The sequence below is a fragment of the Embleya sp. NPDC020886 genome, from assembly GCF_044333915.1.
Taxonomy (GTDB): Bacteria; Actinomycetota; Actinomycetes; order Streptomycetales; family Streptomycetaceae; genus Embleya.
Genome location: NZ_JBIRRX010000001.1, coordinates 104,355 through 129,557, shown reverse-complemented (window position 1 = coordinate 129,557; position 25,203 = coordinate 104,355). Strand labels below are relative to the sequence as shown.

Below are 25,203 nucleotides of genomic sequence, written 5' to 3'. Positions count from 1 at the left end.
GTTGAGACCCTAGCGAGTGCGCAGGTGCACGGTCGCCGGGTGTTGCGCGTCCTCCGCGTAGCCGTGTTCGGGTTCGTCCGGGGGCGCGTCCGGTGCGGTGTAGGGGCCGGAGCGCAGGCCCCAGTCGTAGTAGCCCCGGATCCAGTTGCGCATGCCCTCGACGCTCATCTCCACGGCCGTGCGTTCGGTCGTGCCCAGGCCGAGTTCGCCGCAGATCTGGGGCATGTACGCCTGGAGGGTCATGAAGGTGTCGAGTTGTTCGTACGTCATCCTGGTCGCTTCGCGCAGCGCGGTGTCGTACGAGCAGTCGAGGCGAGCGCGCAGGACCACGACCAGGTTGTGCGAGGCGACCCGGCGGCCCTGACGGCCCGGCGACTGGATGTCGTTGATGTACGCGATGGTGTCGGTGGCGGCCTCGCGCAGTCGGCGCATCAGCGGGTGCGCCTGGATCTGGGCGGGCACTTCGAATCTGCGGCTGCGTTCGATCGCGTCGAGGGAGTGCGGGATGCCGGCGGTGTTGCGGCGCATCACGCGGTAGCTGTCCAACGCGGGGACGGTGGGCGAGGCGCTCAGCCGCAGTTCGGAGGCGTGCGAGGCGAGGAACCGGGCCCAGTTGGCCGCGAAGCGGTTCTGCCAGGTCACCGAGGTGCCGTCGGACATCGAGGCCCAGACCTCGGACCAGGCCAGGGTGATCGGGGAGACCAGATCGGGCGGGGTGCCGGGTTCGCGGAACGGAATGGTGATCAGTTCGCGGGCGATCTCCGCCACCCGGTCCGGGCGTTCGGGGGCCGCGTCCGGATCGTCGTCGCCATCGTCGTCGCAGTCGTCGTCGATGAGGAAGGCCAGCGAGAACCAGTTCATCAGCATGTACTGGTCGTCGGCCGACGCGTGCGGGTATGTGCGGCCGACCGCCTCCGGCAGGTCCCAGGAGGTGTATTGGCGCAGACCCGCGTCGGTGCGGATCAGGCCGCGCGCGCGGACCCAGTCGAGATGGCGGCTCCGGGCCTGGTCCAGGTACGGACTGATCGGGGCCTCGAACGGTATCGAGAACAGCACATCCTGCGGCACCTGGTCTCCCACCCGTTGCGTGATCATTGTTATGCCGCATCGGCGTCGCCGGCGCAAGATCCTTTGCAGGTGCGGAGAGTGACGTCGACGGGCGCTTCGACACGTACGGTGATGCATTTTCTACGGGCACGTGCGATGAATCGTGTGCGGCCACGTGCGGTGAATCGTGTGCGGGTGCGTGCTGGTGGTGCGTGTGTGGTGTTGTGCGTACGCGGTGCCGAGTATCGGTGTTGCGTATGCCGTGCCGTGTATCGGTGCTGTGTCTGCGGTGTTGCTTGTGGTGCCGAGCGTGTGGTGCCCGAGCGTGTGGTGCCCGAGCGTGTGGTGCCGAGCGGTGGGGCTGCGTGTGCGTGTGCGGGCCGTGTGGCGCTGTGCGCACGGGACTTGCGGTCCGGCCCGAGTCAGGCCGCGAGGTGAGCGGTGCTCTTGGTGGAGAGCAGTGCTTTCAGGTCGTGCACGGCGGCGCGGCCGGCCCGGTTGGCACCGATCGTGCTCGCCGAAGGACCGTACCCCACAAGGTGGATGCGCGGGTCACGCGCGGTATGTGTACCCTCCATGCGAATGCCGCCGCCGGGCTCGCGCAGGTCCAGCGGCGCCAAGTGCCTGAGCGCCGCCCGGAATCCGGTCGCCCACAGGATGGCGTCGGCGTGTACCGAGGAACCGTCGGCCCACGCGACACCGGCAGCGGTGATGCGATCGAAGATCGGCAGTCGCGTCAGCACGCCGTGCTCGCGCGCGGCGCGCACCGCGGCCGTCGGTGGCAACCCGGTTACCGCCACCACGCTCTCCGGCGGCAGCCCCGCCCGGACCCGCTCCTCCACCCGGGCGACCGCGGAGCGCCCGACCTCGGCGCTGAACTCGCCGTCCCGGAACACCGGCGGCCGGCGGGTGACCCACGTGGTCGTGCCGACCTCGGCGATCTCGGCGAGCGCGTGGATGGCGGACGTACCTCCGCCCACCACGACCACGTGTTGCCCCGCGAACTCGGCCGGCCCGCGATAGTCCGCGGTGTGCAACTGCCGGCCGCGGAACTCGGCGGCGCCGGGGTAGAAGGGGACGAACGGGTGGCGCCATGTCCCGGTCGCGTTGATCAGCGCGCGGGCGGTCCAGGTGCCCCGGTCGGTCTCGACGAGCAGAAGGTCGGCGCCGGCTCGGTCGGCGGGGGAGGCCGCCTCCGGCGACGCGCCTCCGGGCGACGCGCCGTTGGTTGACCCGCCCCGCGTCGAGCGCACGGCCGTCACCGTGACCGGCCGCACGATGTCCAGGTCGAAGGCGCGCTCGTAGGTCGCGAAGTACTCCGGCAGCGCCTCGAACGCGGGCCGCGCCGGATCGATCTCCGGGACCGGCAGGCCCGGCAGCTCGTGGATCCCGTGCACGGCCTCCATCAACAACGTGGGCCACCGGTGCCGCCAGGCCCCGCCCGGCCCGTCGTCGGCGTCCAGCACTACGAAGGACAGGCCGGAGCGGCGCAGATGGTAGGCCGCGGACAGGCCCGCCTGGCCGGCGCCGATCACCACGACGTCCAGGACGCCCGGGTGCGTCGGCGCGTCGGTGGGCCGCCGCGCGGCCGAGGTCGAGGTCGCCGTCGTACTCGCCGTCGTACTCGCCGTTTCCGTCACACGAGCCAGAACAGGTGGGCCCGGGAGATGCTTCCCGGTCAGCCCGTGGCGTCGACCACGGTCGTGATCCCGATGAGCTGACCGGCCACGGTGACCAGACCGAGCCACTGCCGCACGCCGCGCAGCCCGGCCGCCTCGGACAGCGCCATGGACACCGTGGCCAGGAAGAGCGCGAGCAGGCTCGTGCCGAACGCCACCAGCGACGCGTCCGCCGGGCCGACCGCCGGTTCCCGACAGCCCCACCGCTCCAGACATTCGCCGGTGGCATTCCAATAGCCGGCGAGCACGAGCGTGGAGTCCACCAGGATCAATACGACCGTGCCGACGAACAGCACCCAGCCCCACAAGAGCGCCCGAAGCCCGGGCCCGGCCGCCTCGTCGTGCCCGCTCACCCGCGCAAGCCCCTTCCACCGACCCCGCTCCGGATCCACTCGTGCCCGACGCGCATACCCGGACGTGTGCCTCAGGAATCCGACCCGAGCAGCCTGCCGAGTTGCTCCTGGCAACGATCGAGTCGGGCCTGGAGCAGCGTGACCTCGGCGACCAGTTGCGGCACCAGCTCGTACTCGCCGCGTACATAGGGACTGGCGTCGGCGCCGACCGGCACCCCGGCCAGGCGCGCGTACGACTCGAACGACAGCCCCACCCGCCCGGCCGCACACCCGGTACAACTGCCGACCAGGCCGCGCCGGCCCACGACCCCCGTACCCGCGTCGACCAGCAGCTCGGCCGGATTGCCACAGCCGCAGGCTCCCACCCGCACCGAGGTGACCCGCTGCCTGCTGTACCGGAAGCCGCGTTCGAAGCGGATGTAGTTGCCCAGCACGTCCACCCGCAGCAGCGCCGCGTGCCGATACTCGGTGACGCACATCAGCCCGCGCGCGTCGCTCTCGGCCGTCAGGCAATAGAACCCGCAGTCGCAGCGGGCCGCGGGCGGCCGATGCCGGCGCCCGTACGCACAGCGCGCCTCGGCCTCGACCTCGTACGCCTGGCCACGCCCGATCGACACCCCGGTGAAGCCCGCCCGATCACCGTCCACCGACAACAACAGCGCCGCGACCTTGAACCCCGCGGGCGCGACGTCCGGCCGCTCCTCGGGCAGCCGCCGCCGACCGATCATCGCCCGGCGACCCCCGACGGCACCTCCGCCACACTCGGCCCCGAGGCCCGCGCGTCACCCCTGCGACCCTGCGTGCCCTCGGGCACCGCGGCGTCCCGCTCCCGCTCCTCCTCGACCTGCGTCGCCCGCTCCACCACCACACCCGTCGCCACCGGCCTGCCGAGCTGCATGGGAAACCCCTCCCGAATCGACTCCTCCCAGGATGTTCACCAGCCACACCCCCAGCCACACCCGTCGACCGATCCCGACAAATCACCCGGGAAAGCCGGCCAAACCAACCACCGGGTAACCGTGTCGCAAAGCCCGCCCGAACCTTGCTATCCTTGCCGTGCACGCAGGGCCCCGCCCCTGCGCCCACTCGTCCGGGTGGCGGAATTGGCAGACGCGCTAGCTTGAGGTGCTAGTGCCCGAAAGGGCTTGGGGGTTCAAGTCCCCCCTCGGACACCAGCGAGAACCCCTGTCCATGGGGTTCTTTTGCTTTTCCGGACCCATTGCCCCTCGGCGGCTCGCGCGCTCGCGTACCGAAAGTCTTTGACACTCAGGGTGATCGGGCAATTGCTTCACGTGTACGGGTGGGGCGGGGTGCCGGGCGGGGACGGGGGTGCGGTGTGGGAGCATCGGGGCCGCTGGGCTGGTGCTGCGACGACGGGGAATCGGGAACATGCTTATTTGGGGCTTCAAGTCCATATTCAAGACGCTTTCCGAGGGCGTCTTTCATTGCCCGCGCTGTGGGGGTGATCGGCAGTATCACCTGAAGTTGGCCCGGCGCTGGTTCACGTTGTTCTTCATTCCGATCTTTCCGTTCAAGCAGCAGGGCACGCACGTCGAGTGCACGACCTGCGGTGGGACGTTCCACGACACGGTGCTGCAGGGTGCGACGAGCGCGCAGATCTCCGAGTTGTTGGGGCAGGGGATGCGGGCGCTCGCGGTGAGCATGCTGCGGGTGTCGGGTGCGCCGTCCACGGCGGCTCGCACGGTGGCCACCGCCGCGGTCGTCGAGGCCGGGGTGGCGTGGTACACGGTGGCGCAGTTGGACGCCGATCTCGCGGGCGCCGGCTTCGAGTTGCCTCCCGTGCTGGTGCCGCTCGGCGACCAACTCCAGCCGCAGGGACGCGAATGGCTGCTCACCCGGGCAACCCTGATCGCCGCGGCCGACGGCGGCGTCGGCTCCGCCGAGCGAGCACTGCTCGACCAGGTCGGCGGTCTGCTGCAGATGACCCCCGCCCACGTCACGGGAGTCGTCGAGACGGCCCAACGCACCGCACCGCACAACTGACCAACCCTCCCGAGATCCCGCCTTCCCGAAAGGGTCGGCGGGATCTCGTGTTTCGTCGGCGCGGCGGCGGCACCGGTTTCGATCGTCGACCGGGTGCCATTGCCGGCCGGCGGATTCGGGTGGAACCGGGGGTTGTTGCCCGCGAGTTGGGGGTGCGGCGGGGGGTGGTTGTCGAATGGGCGTTCAATTTTGGGTCGGTGGGGGGGCAAGGGCGGGGAATGTAGCGGTTGTTCGTCTTCGGGTGAGGGTTCGGCGGCTCCGGGTGGGTATCGAAGGAGCAGATAGTGCGCGTCGCGCGCACCACGGCGACTGCGCCGGATACCGGGACGACCAGGAGGACGTGGCCATGACGCGGATCAGGATCGTCAAACGCCCCGTTTCCCCGCGGCCGCAGCCGCCGGCGGATTTGCGCACCCCGTCGGGGCGTCAGCTGCCCTATTGACGTCGGCGGGTGCTTCCATGTCGCCGTCGACGTCGGCGGACGTTTGCTGCTGCGTGGCATTTCATACGCCGTGCGTACGCGGGTGCATGCGATCAGCGATGTGCAGATCGAGTACTCGCTGATCTCGCGCGGGATCGAGGGCGACTTCCCGGCCGCGTGCCGCGTGCCGCGTGCCACGTGCCGGGCATCGGGATCACCGCGTGCGGTGTGCTCTCGCGTGGCCTGATCGGTGCGCACTGGTCCCGCGAGCGGGCGGTCGTGCCGGGTGACGTCCGGGCGATCAGCCCGCGCTTCCCCGCGAGCGGGCGCCGACTGCTCCTGGCCGGCCTGACGAACCCCGGCACACGGGGCCTGATCGCCCGGGGCGTCCCGATGCGTCGCCCGCCCGGGGCGCCCTCGCGGGCGGCGTTGATCGAATGGGCATCGGACGTTGATTGACGCGCGTAACACTTGCGCGTCCACGCGGCCTCGGCCGCCCTCTCCCGCCGGCCGGATGCCTGTGCCGGCACCGTCCGCAAAAGGAACCGCCCCATGTCCGCCGTGCCCCATGCCGCCTCCTCCCCGCTCCTGCGCTTCACCGGGATTCGGCTCGTGCACACCGCACTGCGCCGCGATCTCGCGCCGATGCCGGGGCGGATTCGTGCCGTACCCACCGCCGAGGGCCCGCTCGTTGCCGATCTGTCCGCCCAATGGCGGCTGCTCGCTCGGATCCTGATGGCCCATCACGAGTACGAGGACGCCTGTCTGTGGCCGGTGTTGCGGGCGGCTCGGCCGGAACTGCGGTTGTTGCTCCATCGCCTGGAGGCCGACCATCACCGGATCGACCACGACCTGACCGTGGTCACTGCGATGATCGGCAGCCTGGACCGGGATCCGGAACGCTCGTGGATGGTGGCCGCCGCCGTCGAGGCGGTGCTGGAGACGGTCGACGGGCATCTGCGGGTGGAGGAGGTGCAGGTGTTGCCCGAACTGGCCGCGGTGGTCGCGGCGGGCGAGCACATCGGCACCCTCGGCGCCTCGCTCGCGGCGATCGACGCCGCCGACGTGTTCGACGCCCCGATGCCGGGCCACCGGGCGCCCACCGACGCGATCACCTGGCTCCTGGACGGGATCACCGGTGTCTCGGGCGGTTGCGCCGAACCGATCCCGGGCCGCTTCCCGGGGCCCCGCACGGCCTGAACCACCTGCGGTACGTCCGCCCCCGATCCCGCCCGGTCGCGGGCCATCGCGGCCGGCGTACGCCTTGACCTGCTCTATGCCGGGTGCCGAGCGGAGGATCCGATTCCTCTCTACTCTTGACCTGATGACGAATCACCCCCCAAATGGCCCATGATGGTGGTCACCCGTGGCGTTTGATGGGGTGTGTGCCGGTCGTCCACGGCACGCGTGGCATGCTGTGCCGTCAATGCTCTGCCGGATGGGGGAACGGCGGCCGTCCCGGGGGGATATCGGATGAAAATGGCCTTGGCGTTCCTTGTCGAGGAGCACTACCGCCTCGACGGCATGCCGCTCGACGTGGTCCGCCAACTCGACGCCTGGGGACATCACGTCGACGTCGTGCGTCCCGGCAGCTCGTTGATCGAGCTGTCCGACCTGATTCGTGCCGGTTCGCACGACGCGTGGGTGCTCAAGACGGTCTCCGGCGGTCCGGGGTTGAGCATGTTGGACGCCGCGGCGGCGCTCGGGCTCACCACGATCAACGACGCGCGGGCGATCCGTTCGGTGCGGGACAAGGCGGTGGCCGCGGTGATCGCGCGGGCGCACGGGTTGCCGATGCCGGTCACCTGGTTCGCCGCGGTGCCCGAGTTGCTCGCCTCGATCCCGGCCGACGCCTATCCGTTGGTGGTCAAGCCGGCCGGCGGTAGTTCGGGACGGGCGGTGCACCTGGTGTCCACGCCGGAGGACCTGGTTCGGCTCGGCGGCGAACTCGCGGGCGAGGGACCGTTGTTGGCCCAGGTATACATCCCGAATTCCGGAAAGGACATCAAGGTCTACGCGATTTCCGGCGAATTCCACGCGACGGTGCGGTGCTCGCCGCTGCATCCCGGGCACGCGGTCCGAGAGACCCGGGTGCCGTTGTCGAGTGCGGTCGCCGCGCTCATGCACCGGATCGGCGAAGCCTTCGGGCTCGATCTGTTCGGCGTGGACGTCATCGAGGGCCCGGACGGCCCGATGGTCGTGGACATCAACGATTTTCCGAGCTTCCGCTGTGTGCCGGACGGCGTGGCGAGGGTGGCCCGTGCGGTGCTCGATCTCGCGGCCGGGGGCCGGGGAGTCGGTACCGGCGCGGCGGTCGCCGCGAGCCTGGCCGCGGTCCCGAGTGTCGCCGCCCGCACGTCGTTGCGCTCCCGGGCCGTGGTCACGCCCACGCGAGCCGGTACGAGTGCCACCGTCGACGCCGCGCCGCCCGCGTACGTCGGCTGACGGGGCGCGTGCACACGTGCTGCGTATCTGCCTCGTCACCGACCGTCCCGACCACCCCTTGCTGGCCGAAGCACGCGCTCTGTTGACGTTGCGTCACGAGGTGGTGGCGCTCGATCCGGACACCGTCACCGATCGGCATCCGATCAGCGCCGACGTGTACCTGCTCAAGGCGCGCACGGCCAAGGCGCTCGCGTTCGCCGAGCGGGCCGAGCGGGCCGGTGCCCGGGTGATCAACTCCCCTGCAGCCACGCGTGCTTGTCAGGATCGGGTACGCATGGCCGAACTCGCCTGGGCGGCCCGGCTGCCGTTCCCGGACACCCGGGCGTTCGCCTCGCCCGGCCGGTTGCTCGCCGCCGATCCGAGGTTCCCCCTCATGGTCAAGAGCCGACACAGCCGCCGCGACGACCTGGTGGCCCGCGTCGACGATCGCGACGCGTTGCGTGCGCTCGCCCGGGAGTGGCCGGACGAACCCATCGTGGCCCAGGAGTTCGTCGACAACGGCGGCTGGGACCACAAGTTGTGGGTGGTCGACGGCCGGGTCTTCGCGGGCCTGCGCCGTACCGCGCTCGACGGCCCTGCGGAGACCAAGCCGATCAGCCCCGAGGACCTCCCGGCGGGCTGGTCCGCGCTCGCGCGTCGGGTGGGCACCGCGTTCGGCCTCGACGTCTACGGGGTGGACATCCTGGAGGTGGCCGGCGTGCCGTCGATCATCGACGTGAATGCTTTTCCCGGCATGCGGGAGATGCGCGGAGCGCCCGAGGCGCTCGCGGCGTTGGCCGTACGGACCGGAAAAGCGGATATGTCCCGCGTGGGTTCGGTGGGGGAAAACAAGCGATTTATTCGGGCGAGTCGGGACTGATGGAACGGTAGTGGTCTTGGGTTTTGTGACTCGGGGTCGGAAGATCGCAAGGATGTGCGGCGGGGCCGATCATGGGATACGTTCTACGCAGTAAATCCCAGTCCAAGAACTCGTTTTTTCAGGACGGCTTCGGCATGCTCATGTTCTCCGCACCGATTCTCTTCGCCCTACTGCCGGTCGACCTGCTCGGGTCCGCTTTCGATTCGAATATGCTTTCGAGCATCCATGAGACATTCATGATGTCGATGCGCGATACATTCATGATGGGTTTCTCGAACCTCCGCGAGACTTTCATGATGTAACCGAGTGGTTGTGGCTTGCCCTCGTCGGCCGGTCGAGGAGTCCCGCGGGCTCACGGCGCCGCGTCGTCGATGCGCCGAAGGGCGTCCCGTGCGTGTGTTGCCTCCGGGGCGCCCAGGCGTTCGTAGCCGGTGAGTGCGGACGACCAGAAGGGGCGGGCGGCCGGGCCGCCGTCGATGGCCTCGGTCGTCCGTGCCAAGCCGACGATGGCGTGCAGTTCCTCCAGCTCGGTGCCCATGTGGCGGGCCAGTTCCGCGCTGATCCGGTACTCCGCGCGGGCACCGACGCGATCGCCCAGGTCGTAGCGGGCCTGCGCGAAGCCCGCGGCGGCGCGTTGCCGGTGCAGGTCGTCGCCGATCCGCTCGGCGATCGCGCGCCCGCGCGCGAAGTGTTCCAGCGCCTCCCCGGGGGCGCCCAGGGCCAGGTGCGCGTGGCCGACGTTGATTCGCGTGTCGGCCTCGCTGCGGAGGTCGTTGATCTGCTCGTAGACCCGGATCGCCGCGGCGTAGCGTTCCAACGCCGCGGTCGGATTTCCGCGAGCCAACTCGACTTGACCCAAATTATTATCGAGCACGCCGAATTCTCCGAGGCCGTTGCTGCGGCGGACCACGTCGAGCGATTGCAGGTAGTAGCGCTCCGCATTGTCGAAGTCGTTTTGCATGAAATAGAGTTCGCCCAAATTATTCAGAATTTTGGCGGTCTCGCGCCATTCGCCGAGCAATTCATAGACGTCCCGGGCCGAAAGCATGCGTTCGGCTGCCCGGTCGAATCTGCGTAAATGGCCCAGGGCCACCCCGAGGTACAGCAGGACGCCGGCCCGCCCGAGCGGGTCGTCGATCTCGCGGTGGATCGCCAGCGCCTGCTCCAGGTGGTCCAGGGCCGCCGCGAACCGGCCCGCCCGCACGAAGGTCGCGCCGCTCTGCGCGAGTGCCTCGGCCCGGCCGTGCGGGTCTTTCGCCTGCTCGGCGAGCGCGAGGGCCTCGGCCGCGTCGCGGAGCGCCTCCTCGTGCGCGCCCAGCCGCCATTGGATGTTCGCGCGCTCGATCAGCAGATGCGTCTGGGCCCGGAGGTTCGGCGGGTCGACGCGGCGCCAGGCCCGCAGGGCGGCGGTGAACAGGTCGCGGGCGGTTTCCCAGGACCCCCACTTCAACAACGACCGGGTCAGTATTTCCGGCAACATCCGGATATGCTCCGGCGACTCGACCTCGGCCGACCGGGTGGCGGCCACCAGGTTCGGTCGTTCCCGACCGAGCCACGCCTCCGCCTCCTCCGCCGTGCGAAACGGCGGCCGGGCCCGACGGGCGGGCACCGGTCGCAGGCCCGAGCGCCGCCCGTGCGGGTAGGCCAACCGGTCCGCCTGATCGGCCAGATCCAGATACAGGTCCAGCACCCGCCGCAGCGCGTCCGCGCGTTCGTGCTCCGGTTCCTCGCGGTGTGCGGTGTGCATCGCGAAGTCGTGCACCAGGTCGTGGAAGCGATAGCGCTCCAGCTCGGGTTCGCCCAGCAGATGCGACTCGACCAGCTCGTCGATGCCGCGCCGGGTCTCCTCCGGAGCCAGGCCGCACACCGCCACCGCGGCCGGCCAGGCGAGGTCGGGGCCGGGATGCAGGGCGAGCCGACGAAAGACCGACCGGGCGGCCGGCCCCAGTTCCGCATAGGACAGGGCGAACGCCATCGAGATGCCCGGCGGCGCGTCGATCGCGTCCAGCGGTCGGGGCGCCTCGGCCAGGCGCGCGACCAGATCGCTGACCCGCCAGGCCCGGTGCCGGAAACGATTCGCGGTCAATTGCACGGCGAGGGGATGATTCGCGCAGCGATTCACGATCTCCTCGACCAGTGCGCGATCCCCCTCGTCCAGCTTCCGGGTCTCCTCCGCGATCCGGGTGAACAGCGCCGCCGCGTCGGCGGTTTCCGGTACCTCCAGGGGCAGCGGCCCGGCGCCTTCGAGATCGGTGAGCCGGCGTCGGCTGGTGACCAGGACCCGGCAAGTGGGGCTGCCCGGCAACAACAGGCGGACCTGCGCGGCGTCCCGCACGTCGTCCAGCACGATCAGCGCCCGCCGATCGGCCATCTCCCGTCGCCACTGCGCGGCCCGCAGATCCAGGGTGGGCGCCAGGTGTTGCGCCGGCATGCCCATCGAGATCAGCAACGAGCCGAGCGCCTCGGTGGGCTCCACCGGCGACTCGTGCGGATCGTGCGCGTGCAGGTTCAGGTAGAGCCGGCCGTCCGGGTAGCCGGCCCGCATCCGGTGCGCGGCGTGGATGGCCAGGGATGTCTTGCCCACTCCGCCCAGACCGGAAATGACCGTGATCGGCAGCGCGGTGCCGACGTCGTCCTCGCGCAACAACCGGGCCAACTCGGCGCGCCGACCGACGAAGTGCCGGGTGTCGCGGAGCAGCGTGTCGGGTGCGGTCGTGGTCGGCTCCGGCCGCAACACCCGGGCCGGCGACTCCCGTCGGGACTGTGTGGGGATCGACAGCGCCGGGTCCCGGTGCAACAACCGGGTGTGCAGTCGTTCCAGATCCGGCCCCGGGTCCGCGCCCAGTTCGGTGTTCAGCCGGGCCCGGGTGCGCCGATAGGTCTCCAGCGCCTCGCTGTAGCGGCCACAGCGATACAACGCGAGCATCAGATCCGCCACCACCGACTCGGCGACCGGGTGACGGGCCGCCAGATCCCGTAACTCGCCCACGACTTCCGCATGTCTGCCCAGCCCGAGTTCCAGGTGGATGCGACGCTCGTGGATCTGTCCGAGCTGCTCCTCGAACCGGTCCCGCACGACGGCCGGCCACAGGCCGGGCAGTCCGGCGAACGGCTGTCCGCGCCAGAGCCGTTCGGCCGCCCGCAACAGATCGGCGGCGGACGCCGGATCCTCGGTCGCGTTGGCCCGCTCGTGCAGGGCGCGAAAGCGGCGGAAGTCGACCGCTTCCGGATCCAGTCGAAGTCGGTAGGTTCGCGAATCCGTGGACAACTGCACGCTGTCGCCCGCGATGCGCAGTCGCTTGCGTAATCGGGAGACGTAACTGCGCAATGTCTCGACCGATTTGTTCGGCGGTTCGTCGTCCCATACCCGACTGATCATCGTGTCCGTGGATACCGCCGCACCTTCGGCGTACAACAGCACGGCCAATACGCATCGTTCCTTGACCGATCCCAATGGGTGCCGTGCGCCGTCCACCCACAGTTCCATCGGGCCCAGCACATGGATCGATAGCACCGCGTTATCCCCCCGCCCCAGTCCCTCCTGGCCAACGCGCCCGGTCCCGAGGTGTCGTCCAACCACTGTGGCACGTCCTGCCACAGCGCCACCAGAAGCGACACCGGCAATCCGACCGGAAATCGCCTATGCGTGACGACTCGTTCCGGTTCCCACCCGCGTGCGGTGCCATTGCAGACCTGTTGCAGCGGGGCTGCAAGGAATTCATCCGGTGGGTCGGGGATGTCCATGTTGTCGACGGTGATTCACCGTATCGACGGTGCTTCTCCGGATCGACGGTATCGACCGTATCGACGGTATCGACCGAACCGAACGAACCGACCGCCCGGCCACGGGGGAACGGGGCCCGTCCGGTGGTGACGACGCTCATGGAGGCATGGATGACGATCATGGCAGGCGACAGGAGACCCGTACCGGTCCGACCGGACGCGGCACGGTGGGCGACCCGATCGGGGACGCGGGGGGTGCTCGTCGTGGTGCACAACGTCACGTCGGGCCAGCGCCTGATCGAGGCCGTTCGGCTCCTGGAAGGGGATTTGCGGGTGGAGGTGTTCTTCACGATGGCGCCCACGGTCTTCTCCTCGGGCGTGGCGGAATTCCTGGATCGGCTCGGGGCCACCACGTTGCCCTGGCAGCGCGCGGTCGACATGCGCTTCGACCTCGCGTTGGCCGCCGGGCACGGAGGACTGCACGAACTGGACGCGCCGGTGATGGTGATGGCACACGGCGCGGGGCACAACAAGCGGGTCTCCGCCCCACGCGGTGGCCGCACCGTCGCCGCTCGCGAGACGTATGGGATGTCCGCGCAATGGCTGATCCGGGACGGGCAGTTGGTGCCGGCGACGATCCTGCTGGCACACCACGAGGAGTTGACCCGTCTGGGCATGTCCTGCCCGGAGGCGGTGACCGCCGCCGTGGTCGCCGGCGATCCCGACTACGACTGCCTGGCGGCCAGTCGTCCGGATCGGGCGCGCTATCGCGACGCGCTGCGGATCGGCGCTCGGCAGCGACACATCGTGGTCACCTCGACCTGGGGCGGCAATTCGCTGCTCGGCCGCACCCCCGAACTGCTGCACCGGATGACCGTGGAACTGCCGCGCGACGCCTACCGGGTCACCGCGCTGATGCATCCGAACGTCTGGAGCGGGCACGGCGCCTGGCAGGTACGCTCCTGGCTCGCCGAGTCGTTGCGCGAGGGCCTGACGCTGATCCCGCCGGAGGACGACTGGCGGGGCGTGCTGGTCGCGGCGGACTGTGTGGTCGGCGATCACGGCTCGCTGAGCCTGTACGGAACGGCCACCGGGGCACCGGTGGCGCTGGCGACCTACCCGGAAGCGGACATCGATCCGGCCTCGCCGCTCGGCGAGTTGGCCGACTTCGCGCCGCGGATCCGGCATCGCCGGTCGATGCTCGGGCAACTCTCGCGGATTCCCGAGGACTTCCGCCGGGCGGACTACGCCCGGGTCGCCGGCCGGATCACCTCCCAGCCGGGCGCCTTCGGACGGAACACGCGCGGGCTGATGTATCGCCACCTCAAGCTCAAGGTGCCGCCCAGCCGACCGTTCGCCCGCGTCGCCGAGTTGCCGGGGCCGCTGCGATGACGGGGCCCTCGGGGTGCGCCGGGCAGGCGGCAGACCCGGGTGACGCCCGACCCCGCCCGACGGCGGCAGCGGCCGATCGTGACGTGCGTTCGGTCACGGTGGTGGTCCGCTCGGCCGACGGGCGGGTCACCGTCGACGAGCACAGGTGTGCCGAACTTCCGGACACCGACGGGGAATCGGCCGACGTGGTGGTCGTGGTCGAGGACGGCGCGCCGTCCTGGAGCCGATTGCTCGACCACGACCGCGAGTTGGCCTCGGCGCATCCCGGCGCCCTGGTCACGCTGATCGCCTGCGGCCCGGATCTGGCCCTGGTGCGGCTCGGCTCCCCGGCGCCGGGCGGCGCGCGCCGGACGAACACCACCCGGGTATGGCCGGTCTACGCCTCGATCCTGCACGCGTTGACCGTATGGGAGGTCGCCCCGCACTGATTCGCGCAGCACTCCGGCGGCCGGCACATCACCCCGGCGGATCGAGGTCGCGCAGCCGTGCGCGCACGATCTCGGCCGCCGGGGTCCGCCTCGTGCCGTACAACTCCAGCGCCTCCGCGTACAACTCCCGCGCGTGGTCGAACTGCTCGCGCCGCTCGGCCGACTCGGCGAGCGCGGACAGCACATGGGCCGCCTCCACCGCCGCCCGATGCCTGCGCAGCACCTCCAGGGCCGCGGTCGACTGCGCGTCCGCCTCGTCGTAGCGGCCCGCCGCCGACAGGGCCCGGCCGATCAACGCCCGCGCCCGAGCGGCGTTGTACTCGTCGCCCACCCCGACCAGTTCGACCCGGGCCGCCTCCGCGTACTCGACGGCCCGGGTCGGCAGGCCCGAGCGCAGCGCGACGTCCGCCCGATTGAACCGGGCCAGCGCGGCCGGACGTGTGTCCCCCAACGCCAGACACCGCTGCTCGGCCTCCCCGAACGCCTCGTCCGCCTCGTCCAGGCGGCCCAGACGCAACAACGCCAGACCGGTGTAGTTGCGGGTGCGCGCGGCCCCGACCGTGTCGCCGGCGGCCAGGCACACCCGGTTCGCCTCGGTGAACATCCGCAGCGCCGCGTCGTGGCCGCCGGCACTGAGCTCGCACAGTCCCCCCGACGTCGACATCCGCGACTCGGCCGCCGGATCGGCACACGCCCGCGCCGCGCGCAGACCGATCTCGTGCGCCGTGCGAGCCTCGTCGAAGTACTTGCCGCGCAGGAACAACGGCCACAGTGCGTCGGTCAACTGCCAGGCCACGGCCAAGAGGTCGGCGCTCTCCGCGATCCGGATCGCGGCCAGCAGGGTGGCCCGATGTTGCTCCAGCCAGGCCAATGCGGCGCCCTGGTCCGCGAATTCCACCCTGGGCACCTCGGCGCGGGCATAGTCGCGGGACAGCGAGGCGTGTTGGGGGTCGAGCAGCCGCTCGGCGCCGGTGGCCGTGGCGAGGTAGTGGTCGAGGGTCGCGCGCAGCGCGTCGGTGCGCTCGACGTCCGGGCGATCGCACAGCTTGGCCACCGCGTGCAGGCGGACCAGATCATGGAAGCGATAGCGCCCGTCGGCGGCCTCGGTGAGCAGATTGCGATCGACCAGGGCTTCCAGGACGAGCTGCGCGGCATCGGGGTCGCAGCCCGCGCCGGTGTCGAGCACGGCGGCGGCCACGACCGGCCCGAAGTCGGGCCCCGGATGCACCCCGAGGCCCCGGTAGAGCAGGGCGGCGGCCTCGGGCAGATCGCGATAGGAGACGTCCAGCGCGGCCCGGACGGTGTGGTCGCCGTCCAAGGCGAGTGCGTCCAGCCGACCCCGCTCGTCGGTCAGTGCCCGCACCATCGTGGTGATCGGCCGGTTGGGGCGCGCCGCCAGCCGCGCCGCGACGAGCTGGACGGCGAGCGGGAGCCGAGCACACAGGTCGACCAACTCGGCGGCCTGGGCCGGCTCCTCGTCGACTCGACGGTCGTTCATCGTGGCCGCGAGGAGATCCACCGCGGCCTTTCGATCCAGCGGTTCGAGCTGGATCGGCACCCCGCCGTTGACCAACAACCCGGACAACCTGCTGCGGCTGGTCACCACCGTCACATTGGCGCCCGCCGGCAACAGCGGCCTGACCTGGGCCGCGGTGACCGCATCGTCCAACAGCACCCCCAACCGGCGGCGCGCCGTCAACGACCGGTACAGGCCCAACCGTTCGGCCGGATCGTGCGGTACCTCGCCCGCCGGCACGCCCAGTCCGCGCAGGAAGCCGCCGACGATCTCCGCCCACCGGGCCGGCTCCTCGCCGCCGTGCCCGCGCAGATCGGCGTACAACCGGCCGTCCGGGAACTCCTCGCCCAGCTTGGCCAGCCAGGTCAGCGCGAGGGTCGTCTTGCCCACGCCCGGCATGCCGCTGAGCAACACGATCGGGCTGTCGCCGGCGCGGAGCAGGCCGTCCAGCTCGTCCAGTTCGCGGCGCCGATCGATCATCGGCGGTCCGGGCGGCAGTTGCCACGGCACGACCGCGGCCTCCGGGCGCTGCACCGAGAAGTGGATGCCGCCGTGCACCGTTCGCGCCTGCACACTCGGCCCGTGCACGGTGCCGCCGAGTTCGTTGCGATGCGCATTCGGGGGAACGATCTGCCCGTCGTGCTGCGCATTCGGGAGACTTGCCGGCCCGCCGGCCCGCCCGTCGTCGACCTCCGACACGTGCGCCCCCGATCGTCGCGGCCGGAACCGCCCTCACGCGTGGCCGAACCCGGCCCGATGGGCGGAAGGGCATTCTGGATGTTTGTCGCCCCAAGGGCCCGCGAAACCTCGGGTCGGCGATCGCTGCCCCTTCGATCGTTGGTGGCGGTGCCCGTCAGGCCCGCTTCGGCAGGTCGCGTTCCAGGTCGGCGAGCACGTGGTCGGCCGCGGTGTACCCGGTGCCGACCATCCAATATTCGTCGTCCACCTCGTGGGCCCGGTTCGCCCGCACCGCCTTGAGCGTCTTCCACAGCGGGCCGCCGAACACCTTGTCGTGGTCCGTCTTGTCCTTGGGCCCGTAGGTGGCCACGAAGATCACGTCGCCGTCGGCCTTCTCGATCTGCTCGGCACTGACCTCGACCATGAACGTGTCCACGTTCTGCACGTCGGGGCGCCCCAGCCCGGCCTCGGACAGGATGCTGCCGACGAAACTGGCCTTGCCGTACAGCCGGTTCTGACCCGCGACGAAGCGCAACACGCTGACCTTGAGCGAGCCGGGGTCGCCCTGCGCGGTGCCCAGCGCCTTGGCCCGCGCGGTGAACTTGGCCACCACTCGGTCGCCTTCGGCCTTCTTGTTCAGCGCGTCCGCGTCCAGCAGGAAGTTCTGCTGCCACCGGGTGCCGGCCTGCTCGGAGAAGACCACCGGGGCGATCCGGCTCAGCGCGTCGTAACGATCCGCGTCGCGGACCAGGCTGCCCAGGATCAGGTCCGGCTTCAGCGCCTCGATCGCCTCCAGGTTGGGCGCGCCGATCGCGCCGACCTCCTTGATGCCCGCGGTGCGATCCCCGTGGTACTTCGGGAATCCGGCGCCGGGGCTGCCCACCACGGACCCCACCGGCTTGACGCCCAGGGTCAGCGCGGTGTCCAACTCGCCCATGTCCAGGGTGACCACCCGCTTGGGCGCGACCGGGACCTTGACCACACCCTTGGCGGTACGCACCTCGCGGGTGTCGGCCGGCGCGGCCTTGGCACCCTTGTCGCCGTCGGCACCCTCGGCGGAGCACCCGGTCAGCAGGAGCGCGCCGGCGACACCGAGGACGGCCGTGACACGGGGCAGGGACGTGACGGGCACGGGAACTCCTTCGGGAGGACGAAGGCGGCGAACAGGTCGCCGCCGGTCAGGACTTGCGAGGTCGACCCGGAACGACCATCGGTGCACCGGTGACCGGACACGGGATGACCACACACGCGAGCCCGAAGACGTCCCGCACCAGGTCGGCCGTGACGATTTCGGCGGGCGCGCCCTGCGCGACGATCGAGCCGTCGCGCATCGCTATCAGGTGGTCCGCGTAGCGGCACGCCTGGTTGAGGTCGTGCAGCACGGCGACCACGGTGCGTTCACGGGTGACGTTCAACTCGCGCACCAGGTCGAGCACCTCGACCTGGTGCGCGATGTCCAGGAACGTGGTCGGCTCGTCCAGGAGCAGGATGCCGGTGCCCTGCGCGAGCGCCATCGCGATCCACACCCGTTGCCGCTGGCCGCCGGAGAGTTCGTCCACATAGCGGTCGGCGAGCTCGACCACGTCGGTGCGCCGCATCGCGTCGGCGACCACGTCCTCGTCCTCGTCGGACCACTGCTGCCACCAGCGCTGGTACGGCTGCCGGCCGCGGGCCACCAGGTCGGCGACGGTGATGCCCTCCGGCGGTACCGGGCTTTGCGGCAACACGCCGATGCGCCGGGCGATCTCCCGGGTGGGCAGGTCGCGCAGCGCCGCGCCGTCGAGCAGCACGCTGCCGGCGACCGGTTTGAGCAACCGGCCCAGTGAGCGCAACAGGGTGGACTTGCCGCACGCGTTCGGGCCGACCACGACGGTGACCCGGCCGGCGGGCACCTCCAGATCCAGATCGCGCACCACGATCCGGTCCTCGTAGCCGAGGGTGAGCCCGCGTGCGGCGAGCCGATGGGTGGTCACGAGGCGCCTCCGGCACGGGAACGGGTCAACATCCACAGCAGGTACGGGCCGCCGACGGCGGCGGTGAGCACGCCCACCGGCAATTCGGCGTTCGGGATCAGCATGCGCGCGCCGATGTCCGCGGACACCACGATCAGCGCGCCCAGCAGGGCCGAACACACCAGCGGCACCTGCGGGGTCCGGGTCAGCCGGCGGGCCACCTGCGGGGCCACCAGGGCGACGAAGTCCACCGGCCCGGCCGCCCCGGTCGCCACCGACGCGAGCAACACGCCGACCACGACCAGGCCGAGTCGGATCCGGCCGAGCCGCACCCCCAGGGCGATCGCGGTGTCGTCGTCGAAGCCGGCCGAGCGCGCCGCCCGCGCCGCCCACACGATCGCCGGGACGAGCGCGAGCAGCACCCAGAACAGCGGTTCGCCCTGCGACCAGCCGCGCCCGTTCAGGCTGCCCGACATCCACACCTTGGCCTGCTGGGCGAGGACGATGTCGGCCTTGGTCAGCAGCAGGTTGGTGACCGCGACCAGGGCCACCGAGACGCCGACGCCGATCAGCACGAACCGCTGCGCGTTCAGGCCGCGGCGCCAGGCCAGCACGTACACCAGGAACGCGGCGATACTGCCGCCCGCCACCGCGGTCAGCGGCGTCGCGGTGGGTCCGCCGAGGCCGAAGACCAGGCCGAACACCACGGCCGCCGCCGCGCCGTGCGAGACGCCGATCACGTCCGGGCTGGCCAGCGGGTTGCGGGCGACCGTCTGGATCAGCGCGCCGGCGATGCCGAAGGCCAACCCGACCAACAGTCCGACCGTGGCACGCGGCAGCCGCAACGTCTCGACCACGAGGCTCTCGTCGACGCCGAACAGCACCTTGAGCACGTCGCCGGGCAGGATGAACCGCACACCCACGCACAGGCTGAGCAGGAACACGGCCGCGAGCAGGACGGCCAGCACCATCGCGATCACCGCCGAGCGGCGGTGCACGAGGAACGAGAAACGCGGGCGGCGGAGCAGGACATGGCCGTACGGGCGGTGGCTCATCCGGACACCACCGGCTTGCGGCGCACCAGCACGACCAGGATCGGCACCCCGATCAGCGCGGTCATCGCGCCCACCTCGACCTCGGCGGGCGGGAAGATGATCCGCCCCAGGACGTCGGCGACCAACAACAGGATCGGCGCGAGCAACGCCGACATGGCCAGCACCCAGCGGTGATCGCTGCCCACCAGGGCGCGCGCCGCGTGCGGAACGGCCAGGCCGACGAACGAGATCGGGCCGGTCGCGGCGACCGCGACGCCGGTCAGCACGGTGGCGCCCAGGCCGCCGATCACCCGGATCCGGTTCACCTTGTGGCCCAGCCCCTTGGCCACGTCGTCGCCCAGCGCGAGGGCGTCCAGGCCGCGTGCGGTGCCGGCCACCAGGAGCATGCCCACGCCGACGAACGGCAACATCCGCCAGGCCACTTCGTCGGTGCGCCCGGACAACGAACCGACCAGCCAGAATCGGTACTGGTCCAGCGTGCCCTGATCGGTGGTCAGGACCAGGGTGATCAGCGCGCCGAGGGTGGCCGCCAGGGCCTGCCCGGACAGCGCGAGCTTGACCGGGGTGGCGCCGCCGCGCCCGCGCGCCGCGACCGCGTACACGAGCACTCCGGTGCACAACGCGCCGGCGAAGCCGAACCACACGTATCCGGTCAGGCTGGTCACGCCGAACACCGAGATCGCGGTCACCACGCCGGCGGCGGCACCGTTGCTGATGCCCAGGATGCCGGGCTCGGCGATCGGATTGCGGGTCAGCCCCTGCATGCAGGCGCCGGCGACGCCGAGCGACGCGCCGACCAGGAGCGCCACGACGGTGCGCGGCAGCCGCATCGAGTCGACCACGATCGCGTCGGTGGAGTCGCCGCCGTGCACGAGCGCGTCCAGCACGGCGCCGGGTGCGATGGTTCGGCTGCCCACGGCGAGGCTGAGCAGACACGCGGCGGCGAGCACGAACAGGGCCGAGACCAGATAGAGGACTCGGCGCTCGGTCGGGCGACCCCGCGTCGGGAGGACATTCACTGGAGAAGGCTAGGCTGGCCTAATTTGTCCGGCCCGGTCGGGGGCCCCAGTTCACCCAGGGTCGCCGACCGACTGCGCCGGATCCACTCGACCCACGGAGGGCGCACCATGACCAGGACCCTGTTCCGGGGCACCGTTCGCACCGGCGCGGGCGACACGAACGCGCTGGCGGTTCGGGACGGGCGGGTCGTCGCGCTCGGCTCGGCCGCGCTCGCGCTCGACGCGGAGCTGGTCGTCGAGCTGGGCGAGGGCCTGCTGCTGCCGGCCTTCGGCGACGGGCACGCCCACCCCCTGTTCGGCGGCCTCGAACACTTCGGACCGCAGATCAAGGGGCTGACCGGCGTCGCGGACATCGTCGCGGAGGTCGGCCGCTGGGCGGGCGAACATCCGGACGAGGAGTGGATCGTCGGTGCGAGCTACGACCCGACACTGGTCCCGGACGGCGAGTTCGACGCGCGTTGGTTGGACGCGGCGGTGGCCGATCGACCGGTGGTGCTGCGCGCGTACGACTACCACACGGTGTGGTGCAACACCGAGGCATTGCGCCGGGCCGGGGTCACCGACGCGACGCCGCAGCCTCGGCTCGGTCACATCGTCCGGCGACCCGACGGCTCGGCGCTGGGCACGCTGCGCGAGTGGCACGCGTGCGATCTGGTGCTCGATCGGGTGCCGGGACGGCCGGTGGACGAACTGGTCGACGCCCTGCGGGTGGCCGGTGCGGCGTATGCGAGCGCCGGGCTGACCCGGGTTCAGGATGCCTGGGTGGAGCCGGAGATGGTGCCGGCCTACGTCGAGGCGGCCCGGCGCGGGGCGCTGTCGTTCCGGGCCGACCTGGCGTTTCGCGCCGACCCGGACCGGTGGCGGGACCAGCGCGCCGAGTTCGTCGCGGCGCGGGCGGAAGTCGCGGAGCGGGGTGGGCCGTTGTTGTCCGCCCGGACGGTGAAGTTTTTCGCGGACGGGGTGATCGAGGGCGGTACGGCGGCGATGTTGGCCCCGTACCGCGATGCCCCGCACAGTTGTGGGATGCCGGTCTGGCCGCCGGCGGCCCTGGCCGAGGCGGTCACCGCCTTCGATGCGGACGGGTTCCAGGTCCACATCCACGCGATCGGCGACGCGGGCGTGCGGACCGCGCTGGACGCGATCGAGGCCGCCGTCTCGACCGACCCGACGCGGGATCGGCGGCCGGTGATCGCCCACGTGCAACTGGTCGACCCGGCCGACCTGGACCGTTTCGCGCGGCTCGGGGTGATCGCCAATTTCGAGCCGCTGTGGGCGCAACTCGACCCGCTTCAGCACGAGTTGACCATCCCGCGGGTGGGCGCGGAGCGGGCCGGGCGGCAATATCCGATGCGCACCCTGGTCGACTCGGGTGCGCGGGTGTCGTTCGGGAGCGACTGGCCGGTGAGTTCGCATCGGCCGCTGGAGGGCATCCAAGTCGCGGTCACCCGACGCACGTTCGAGGGCGTACCGGTCGAGGGGTGGATGCCGCACGAGCGGTTGACGGTGGATCAGGCGGTGCACGCCTACACGGTCGGGGTCGCGTATCAGGCGTTCGCGGACGATCGGCGGGGGCTGGAGGTGGGCAGCGTGGCCGATCTGGTGTGGCTGAGCGCGGATCCGCGGGTGGTGGACCCGATGTCGCTGGGGCGGATCGTGGTGGAGGGGACCTGGTTGGCGGGGACGCGGACGCATTGAGGGGCGGGTGGGGCAGGGGCGGCCCGGCGCCCGGTAGTTGCCTCTACAAGCCTTGGGCATACATACCGGTTGTTCGCCAACTTCGTTCAGGATGACCGTATTTGACGGCCACTCAACCCTTTCGAGTGAATCCGATGGAGATTCGGCCTAAAGTCATCGATTCTGCCGGATGATCGTTCACATGAGCGCATGGGGTCGGGCGCGCCGGTGGGGGTGCGTGGTCGGGGCGGGGGCCTTGTTGGTTGCTCCGGCCGGTGTGGCGTGGGCGGGTTCGAGCACCGGCGGCAGCCATGCGCCGGGCGCGAGTGTGGATGTGTGCGTTTCGATCGGCGCTTCGCCCGGGGCGAGCGTGCGGGTCGACGTGATTCCGGCCACCGGGCCACCGACCGGCGGGATCGGGCTGAAGGTCGACTTCCGACTGGTGCGGGACGGCTCGTGTCGGCCCAAGCCGTCGCCGACACCGACCAAACCCAAGCCCACGCCGCCACCGACCAAGGCACCCCCGAAACCCACGCCGGTGCGCACCCCGCCGCCCACGCCCCGGTCCACCCCGGTCGCGGTCGTGGTGCCCGCGTCGACGCCACCGGCACGGCCGACCCCGCCGGCGCCGAAGCCGCCCGACACACCACCGCCGACCAGTGCGCCGGTCGTGACTCCACCGCCGCTGCAACCGATCGCGGTCCGCCGCCCACCGGCTCGACCGTCCGCGGCGGCCCCACCGGCGCGCGGGACGTCGATCGTCACCACGACGCTGTTGATCACCGCGCCGGCGATCCTGGCCGGCGCCGCGCTCAAGCCGCGTGGCCGGGCCGGCGCACGTGGTTCGGGCGGCGGCTCGCGCTGACGCCCGGCATACCCGACTCCTGCTGTTCCCCGAGCGGTTCGGCCCGCCCGCGTCGTCGGTCGCGGGCCGCCGCCCGCTCTCCACCCGGGCCCGGTGGACGCCACTCCCGCGAGTCCGTCCCCCCGCTCGGCTCCATCGGAATCCTCGATCCGGAGGTCATCCATGACCCATTGGGTGGTACTCGCGCTCGCGATGGCCGCGGTGTGCGCGGTCGTCCTGGCGGTTGTCGTGCTCAAGCAGCGCCGGTTGCCGGACGACGACGATCCGTCGGCAACCCCGGACGTCCTCGAATACATGACGATGATGATCGGCGTGGTCTACGCGATCGTGCTCGGTCTGGCGATCGCGGGCGTGTGGGAGGGGAGGGGCGCGGCCGAGGACGAGGTGCGGCACGAGGCACAGGCGTTGCACGAGGTCAGCGAGCGGGTCCGGGTCTATCCGCCGCCGGTGCGCGACCAGATTCGGGCGGACATCGACGCCTACGTGAAGTACGTGGTCCACAAGGAGTGGTCCTACATGGCCGACCACGGCGAACTCTCCGATCGGGCCTCGCAGTTGTTCGAGACGGTGCGACACGGGGTGACCGACTACGCGCCGCAGGGCGACCAGGAAGCGCAGATGTACCAGCCGATCCTGGACCAGATCGCGATCGCGGACGACGCGCGTCAGGCCCGCGGTGGGCAGGCCGGTTCATCGATGCCGGGGCTGGTGTGGTTCGGCCTGATCGTCGGCGCCGTGGTCACCGTCGGGATGATCTTCACGCTGCAAATCCGCAGATCCGCACCGGAGTTGATCGTTGCCGGGCTGTTCAGCGCGCTGATCGCGTTCCTGCTGTTCCTGATCTGGGACCTGGACGCGCCGTTCGGCCAGGGCATGACGGCGGCCTCGGACGCGTTCGTGTCGCTGTTCCCGGGAGCCGGTTAGCGAGCCGGCGAGCCGAGGAGCGAGCGATGCTGCGATAACTGGCCGACGGAGACCACCCGACGACGGCCGGCCGGCCCACGGCGAGTTGGGTCGCCCAACCGCGGCGGAACAGCAACATCGCCGCGAACATGACGCCGCCCAGGACCGTCTCGACCCGGACGGTCGGCGCCTGGTCGTCCTCCTGGAGCGCGGTGGCCAGGCTCATCGAGCCGAGCACCAAGGCGGCGAGGGCGTAGCCGAGATGGGCCGCCCACGCGCGGCCGGTCCGGTCCGGGCCGGGAGGCCGGTCGGGCGCGTGCGGGCGACCGGCTCGACTGGCGGGTCGTTCGGGCGACGGCGGATCTCGGACACGTTCGCAGCCCGGGCAGCGGGTCGCGGGTTCGGCGCTGACCGGGCTGCGATGCCCGATCGACTTTGGTCGGCATCGGCGCGCCGGTCGGCGCGGGTGCTCAGCCGATTTCGGAGAGGCAGTACGTGCTTCCGTACGTCGGGATGCCGTTGCGCGTCCAGTAGCTGGAGTACGTGTAGTCCGCGCCGCTCACGTTGTCGCACGGCCGGCCGGCCGTCATGTAGGGGAACACGCGCAGGACCTTGAAGTTGGCCTTGGGGTCCGAGCAGCCGACCGTGATCAGCTTCTCCTGGCTCCCGCCCGTGCTGATCCTGCCGCTGAGGCATTCGCCCTTGTCGTAGGCCGTCTTGGTGCTCTCCGGCGTGGCGGAGGACTCGGAGGTCCGGGTCGCGCGGCTCGTCGCGGACGGGGATTCGGTGGCCCGGGTCCTGGTCGAGACGGGTGTCGTCGCGCTCGCGGTGCGTGGTGCGAACACCGAATCGGATGCGGAAGCCGTGGCCGTGGCCGTGGCCGAGACGCGCGCGGAGTTCTTGCCGTCCCCATTGCAGGCGCAGACCAGCAGGAGGACGGCCGGCACGGCCACGATCGCGGTGAACGCCGTGCGGCCGGCGAACGGCCCGATGCGGTAGGTCATGACGATGTCCCTTCCGTGCCGTGTCGTTTACTCGGCGGCACCGCTGAACCATGGCCGCCCGGGAATCGCCTCGGCAACCGAAATAGGAGCATTCAAGGGGACTCCCTCGATCCCGCGGCCCACGCCGCTTCGGGCGCGTCGGCGTCGCCCGTTCGGTTGTTCGCAAGCGCCGTGAGCACGGTGGGC

At 71.1% G+C, this 25,203-nt stretch carries 22 protein-coding genes and 1 tRNA gene; 11 read left to right on the top strand and 12 right to left on the bottom strand.

Annotation, left to right across the window (positions count from 1 at the left end; all coding sequences use genetic code 11):
* Nucleotides 1–9: 9 nt before the first annotated feature.
* From ACH4U8_RS00540 to ACH4U8_RS00520, 5 genes are all read right to left on the bottom strand, one after another.
* On the bottom strand, nt 10–1,068 hold the full coding sequence (locus ACH4U8_RS00540; protein WP_395775421.1) for a terpene cyclase: 1,059 nt from the start codon (nt 1,066–1,068) through the stop codon (nt 10–12).
* A 401-nt stretch (nt 1,069–1,469) separates the two neighbouring features.
* Nucleotides 1,470–2,594 (bottom strand): FAD-dependent oxidoreductase, encoded by a 1,125-nt coding sequence (locus ACH4U8_RS00535; protein ID WP_360312732.1) that lies wholly within the window; start codon nt 2,592–2,594, stop codon nt 1,470–1,472.
* Between the two features lie 131 nt (nt 2,595–2,725).
* Nucleotides 2,726–3,079 (bottom strand): hypothetical protein, encoded by a 354-nt coding sequence (locus ACH4U8_RS00530; protein WP_395775420.1) that lies wholly within the window; start codon nt 3,077–3,079, stop codon nt 2,726–2,728.
* Nucleotides 3,080–3,150: 71 nt separating this feature from the next.
* Nucleotides 3,151–3,807 (bottom strand): hypothetical protein, encoded by a 657-nt coding sequence (locus tag ACH4U8_RS00525; protein ID WP_395775419.1) that lies wholly within the window; start codon nt 3,805–3,807, stop codon nt 3,151–3,153.
* Nucleotides 3,804–3,977, bottom strand: a complete 174-nt coding sequence (locus tag ACH4U8_RS00520; protein ID WP_395775418.1) for a hypothetical protein — start codon at nt 3,975–3,977, stop codon at nt 3,804–3,806. The genes ACH4U8_RS00525 and ACH4U8_RS00520 overlap by 4 nt, the downstream gene beginning before the upstream one ends.
* 190 nt (nt 3,978–4,167) lie before the next feature.
* On the opposite strand from ACH4U8_RS00520, the gene ACH4U8_RS00515 reads away from it, so the two are divergent.
* The 6 genes from ACH4U8_RS00515 to ACH4U8_RS00490 all read left to right on the top strand — a co-directional run bounded on the left by ACH4U8_RS00515 (nt 4,168) and on the right by ACH4U8_RS00490 (nt 8,808).
* A tRNA-Leu gene (locus ACH4U8_RS00515) sits at nt 4,168–4,254 on the top strand.
* Between the two features lie 214 nt (nt 4,255–4,468).
* A complete protein-coding gene (locus tag ACH4U8_RS00510) occupies nt 4,469–5,083 on the top strand; it encodes a zinc ribbon domain-containing protein (RefSeq protein WP_360312540.1) in 615 nt (204 codons plus the stop codon).
* Between the two features lie 619 nt (nt 5,084–5,702).
* Nucleotides 5,703–5,963, top strand: a complete 261-nt coding sequence (locus tag ACH4U8_RS00505; RefSeq protein ID WP_395775417.1) for a hypothetical protein — start codon at nt 5,703–5,705, stop codon at nt 5,961–5,963.
* A 93-nt stretch (nt 5,964–6,056) separates the two neighbouring features.
* The gene (locus ACH4U8_RS00500) at nt 6,057–6,704 is read left to right on the top strand and encodes a hemerythrin domain-containing protein (RefSeq protein WP_395775416.1); all 648 of its coding nucleotides are present in this window, start codon (nt 6,057–6,059) and stop codon (nt 6,702–6,704) included.
* A 279-nt stretch (nt 6,705–6,983) separates the two neighbouring features.
* On the top strand, nt 6,984–7,949 hold the full coding sequence (locus ACH4U8_RS00495; RefSeq protein WP_395775979.1) for a RimK family alpha-L-glutamate ligase: 966 nt from the start codon (nt 6,984–6,986) through the stop codon (nt 7,947–7,949).
* A 19-nt stretch (nt 7,950–7,968) separates the two neighbouring features.
* A complete protein-coding gene (locus tag ACH4U8_RS00490; RefSeq protein ID WP_395775978.1) occupies nt 7,969–8,808 on the top strand; it encodes a RimK family alpha-L-glutamate ligase in 840 nt (279 codons plus the stop codon).
* Between the two features lie 352 nt (nt 8,809–9,160).
* On the opposite strand, the gene ACH4U8_RS00485 is transcribed toward ACH4U8_RS00490, so the two are convergent.
* Nucleotides 9,161–12,322 (bottom strand): BTAD domain-containing putative transcriptional regulator, encoded by a 3,162-nt coding sequence (locus ACH4U8_RS00485; RefSeq protein ID WP_395775415.1) that lies wholly within the window; start codon nt 12,320–12,322, stop codon nt 9,161–9,163.
* A 380-nt stretch (nt 12,323–12,702) separates the two neighbouring features.
* Between ACH4U8_RS00485 and ACH4U8_RS00480 the strand changes: the two genes are divergently transcribed.
* Nucleotides 12,703–13,923, top strand: coding sequence for a hypothetical protein (locus ACH4U8_RS00480; protein WP_360312550.1), 1,221 nt, complete (start codon nt 12,703–12,705; stop codon nt 13,921–13,923).
* An 83-nt stretch (nt 13,924–14,006) separates the two neighbouring features.
* Nucleotides 14,007–14,351 (top strand): hypothetical protein, encoded by a 345-nt coding sequence (locus ACH4U8_RS00475; RefSeq protein ID WP_395775414.1) that lies wholly within the window; start codon nt 14,007–14,009, stop codon nt 14,349–14,351.
* Nucleotides 14,352–14,379: 28 nt separating this feature from the next.
* Here the strand turns inward: ACH4U8_RS00475 and ACH4U8_RS00470 are convergent, their stop codons facing one another.
* The 5 genes from ACH4U8_RS00470 to ACH4U8_RS00450 form a co-directional block, all read right to left on the bottom strand.
* Nucleotides 14,380–16,566: an ATP-binding protein gene (locus ACH4U8_RS00470; RefSeq protein WP_395775413.1), complete on the bottom strand. Its 2,187-nt coding sequence runs from the start codon at nt 16,564–16,566 to the stop codon at nt 14,380–14,382.
* A gap of 154 nt (nt 16,567–16,720) precedes the next feature.
* Nucleotides 16,721–17,677 carry an ABC transporter substrate-binding protein gene (locus tag ACH4U8_RS00465; protein WP_395775412.1) on the bottom strand — a complete coding sequence of 319 codons (957 nt, stop codon included), beginning with the start codon at nt 17,675–17,677 and terminating at the stop codon, nt 16,721–16,723.
* Nucleotides 17,678–17,723: 46 nt separating this feature from the next.
* A complete protein-coding gene (locus ACH4U8_RS00460) occupies nt 17,724–18,518 on the bottom strand; it encodes an ABC transporter ATP-binding protein (RefSeq protein WP_360312558.1) in 795 nt (264 codons plus the stop codon).
* Nucleotides 18,515–19,552 (bottom strand): FecCD family ABC transporter permease, encoded by a 1,038-nt coding sequence (locus ACH4U8_RS00455; protein WP_379987902.1) that lies wholly within the window; start codon nt 19,550–19,552, stop codon nt 18,515–18,517. The genes ACH4U8_RS00460 and ACH4U8_RS00455 overlap by 4 nt, the downstream gene beginning before the upstream one ends.
* On the bottom strand, nt 19,549–20,571 hold the full coding sequence (locus tag ACH4U8_RS00450; RefSeq protein ID WP_395775411.1) for a FecCD family ABC transporter permease: 1,023 nt from the start codon (nt 20,569–20,571) through the stop codon (nt 19,549–19,551). Before ACH4U8_RS00450 ends, ACH4U8_RS00455 begins: the two co-directional genes overlap by 4 nt.
* A 108-nt stretch (nt 20,572–20,679) precedes the next feature.
* On the opposite strand from ACH4U8_RS00450, the gene ACH4U8_RS00445 reads away from it, so the two are divergent.
* The 3 genes from ACH4U8_RS00445 to ACH4U8_RS00435 all read left to right on the top strand — a co-directional run bounded on the left by ACH4U8_RS00445 (nt 20,680) and on the right by ACH4U8_RS00435 (nt 24,034).
* Complete coding sequence (locus ACH4U8_RS00445) at nt 20,680–22,266, top strand: amidohydrolase (RefSeq protein ID WP_395775410.1); 1,587 nt, start codon at nt 20,680–20,682, stop codon at nt 22,264–22,266.
* Nucleotides 22,267–22,447: 181 nt separating this feature from the next.
* Nucleotides 22,448–23,110 carry a hypothetical protein gene (locus ACH4U8_RS00440; RefSeq protein ID WP_360312566.1) on the top strand — a complete coding sequence of 221 codons (663 nt, stop codon included), beginning with the start codon at nt 22,448–22,450 and terminating at the stop codon, nt 23,108–23,110.
* A 162-nt stretch (nt 23,111–23,272) separates the two neighbouring features.
* Nucleotides 23,273–24,034, top strand: coding sequence for a hypothetical protein (locus ACH4U8_RS00435; protein ID WP_395775409.1), 762 nt, complete (start codon nt 23,273–23,275; stop codon nt 24,032–24,034).
* Nucleotides 24,035–24,483: 449 nt separating this feature from the next.
* Here ACH4U8_RS00435 and ACH4U8_RS00430 read toward each other — a convergent pair whose 3' ends face one another.
* Nucleotides 24,484–25,017 carry a hypothetical protein gene (locus ACH4U8_RS00430; protein ID WP_395775408.1) on the bottom strand — a complete coding sequence of 178 codons (534 nt, stop codon included), beginning with the start codon at nt 25,015–25,017 and terminating at the stop codon, nt 24,484–24,486.
* Between the last annotated feature and the right edge of the window lie 186 nt (nt 25,018–25,203).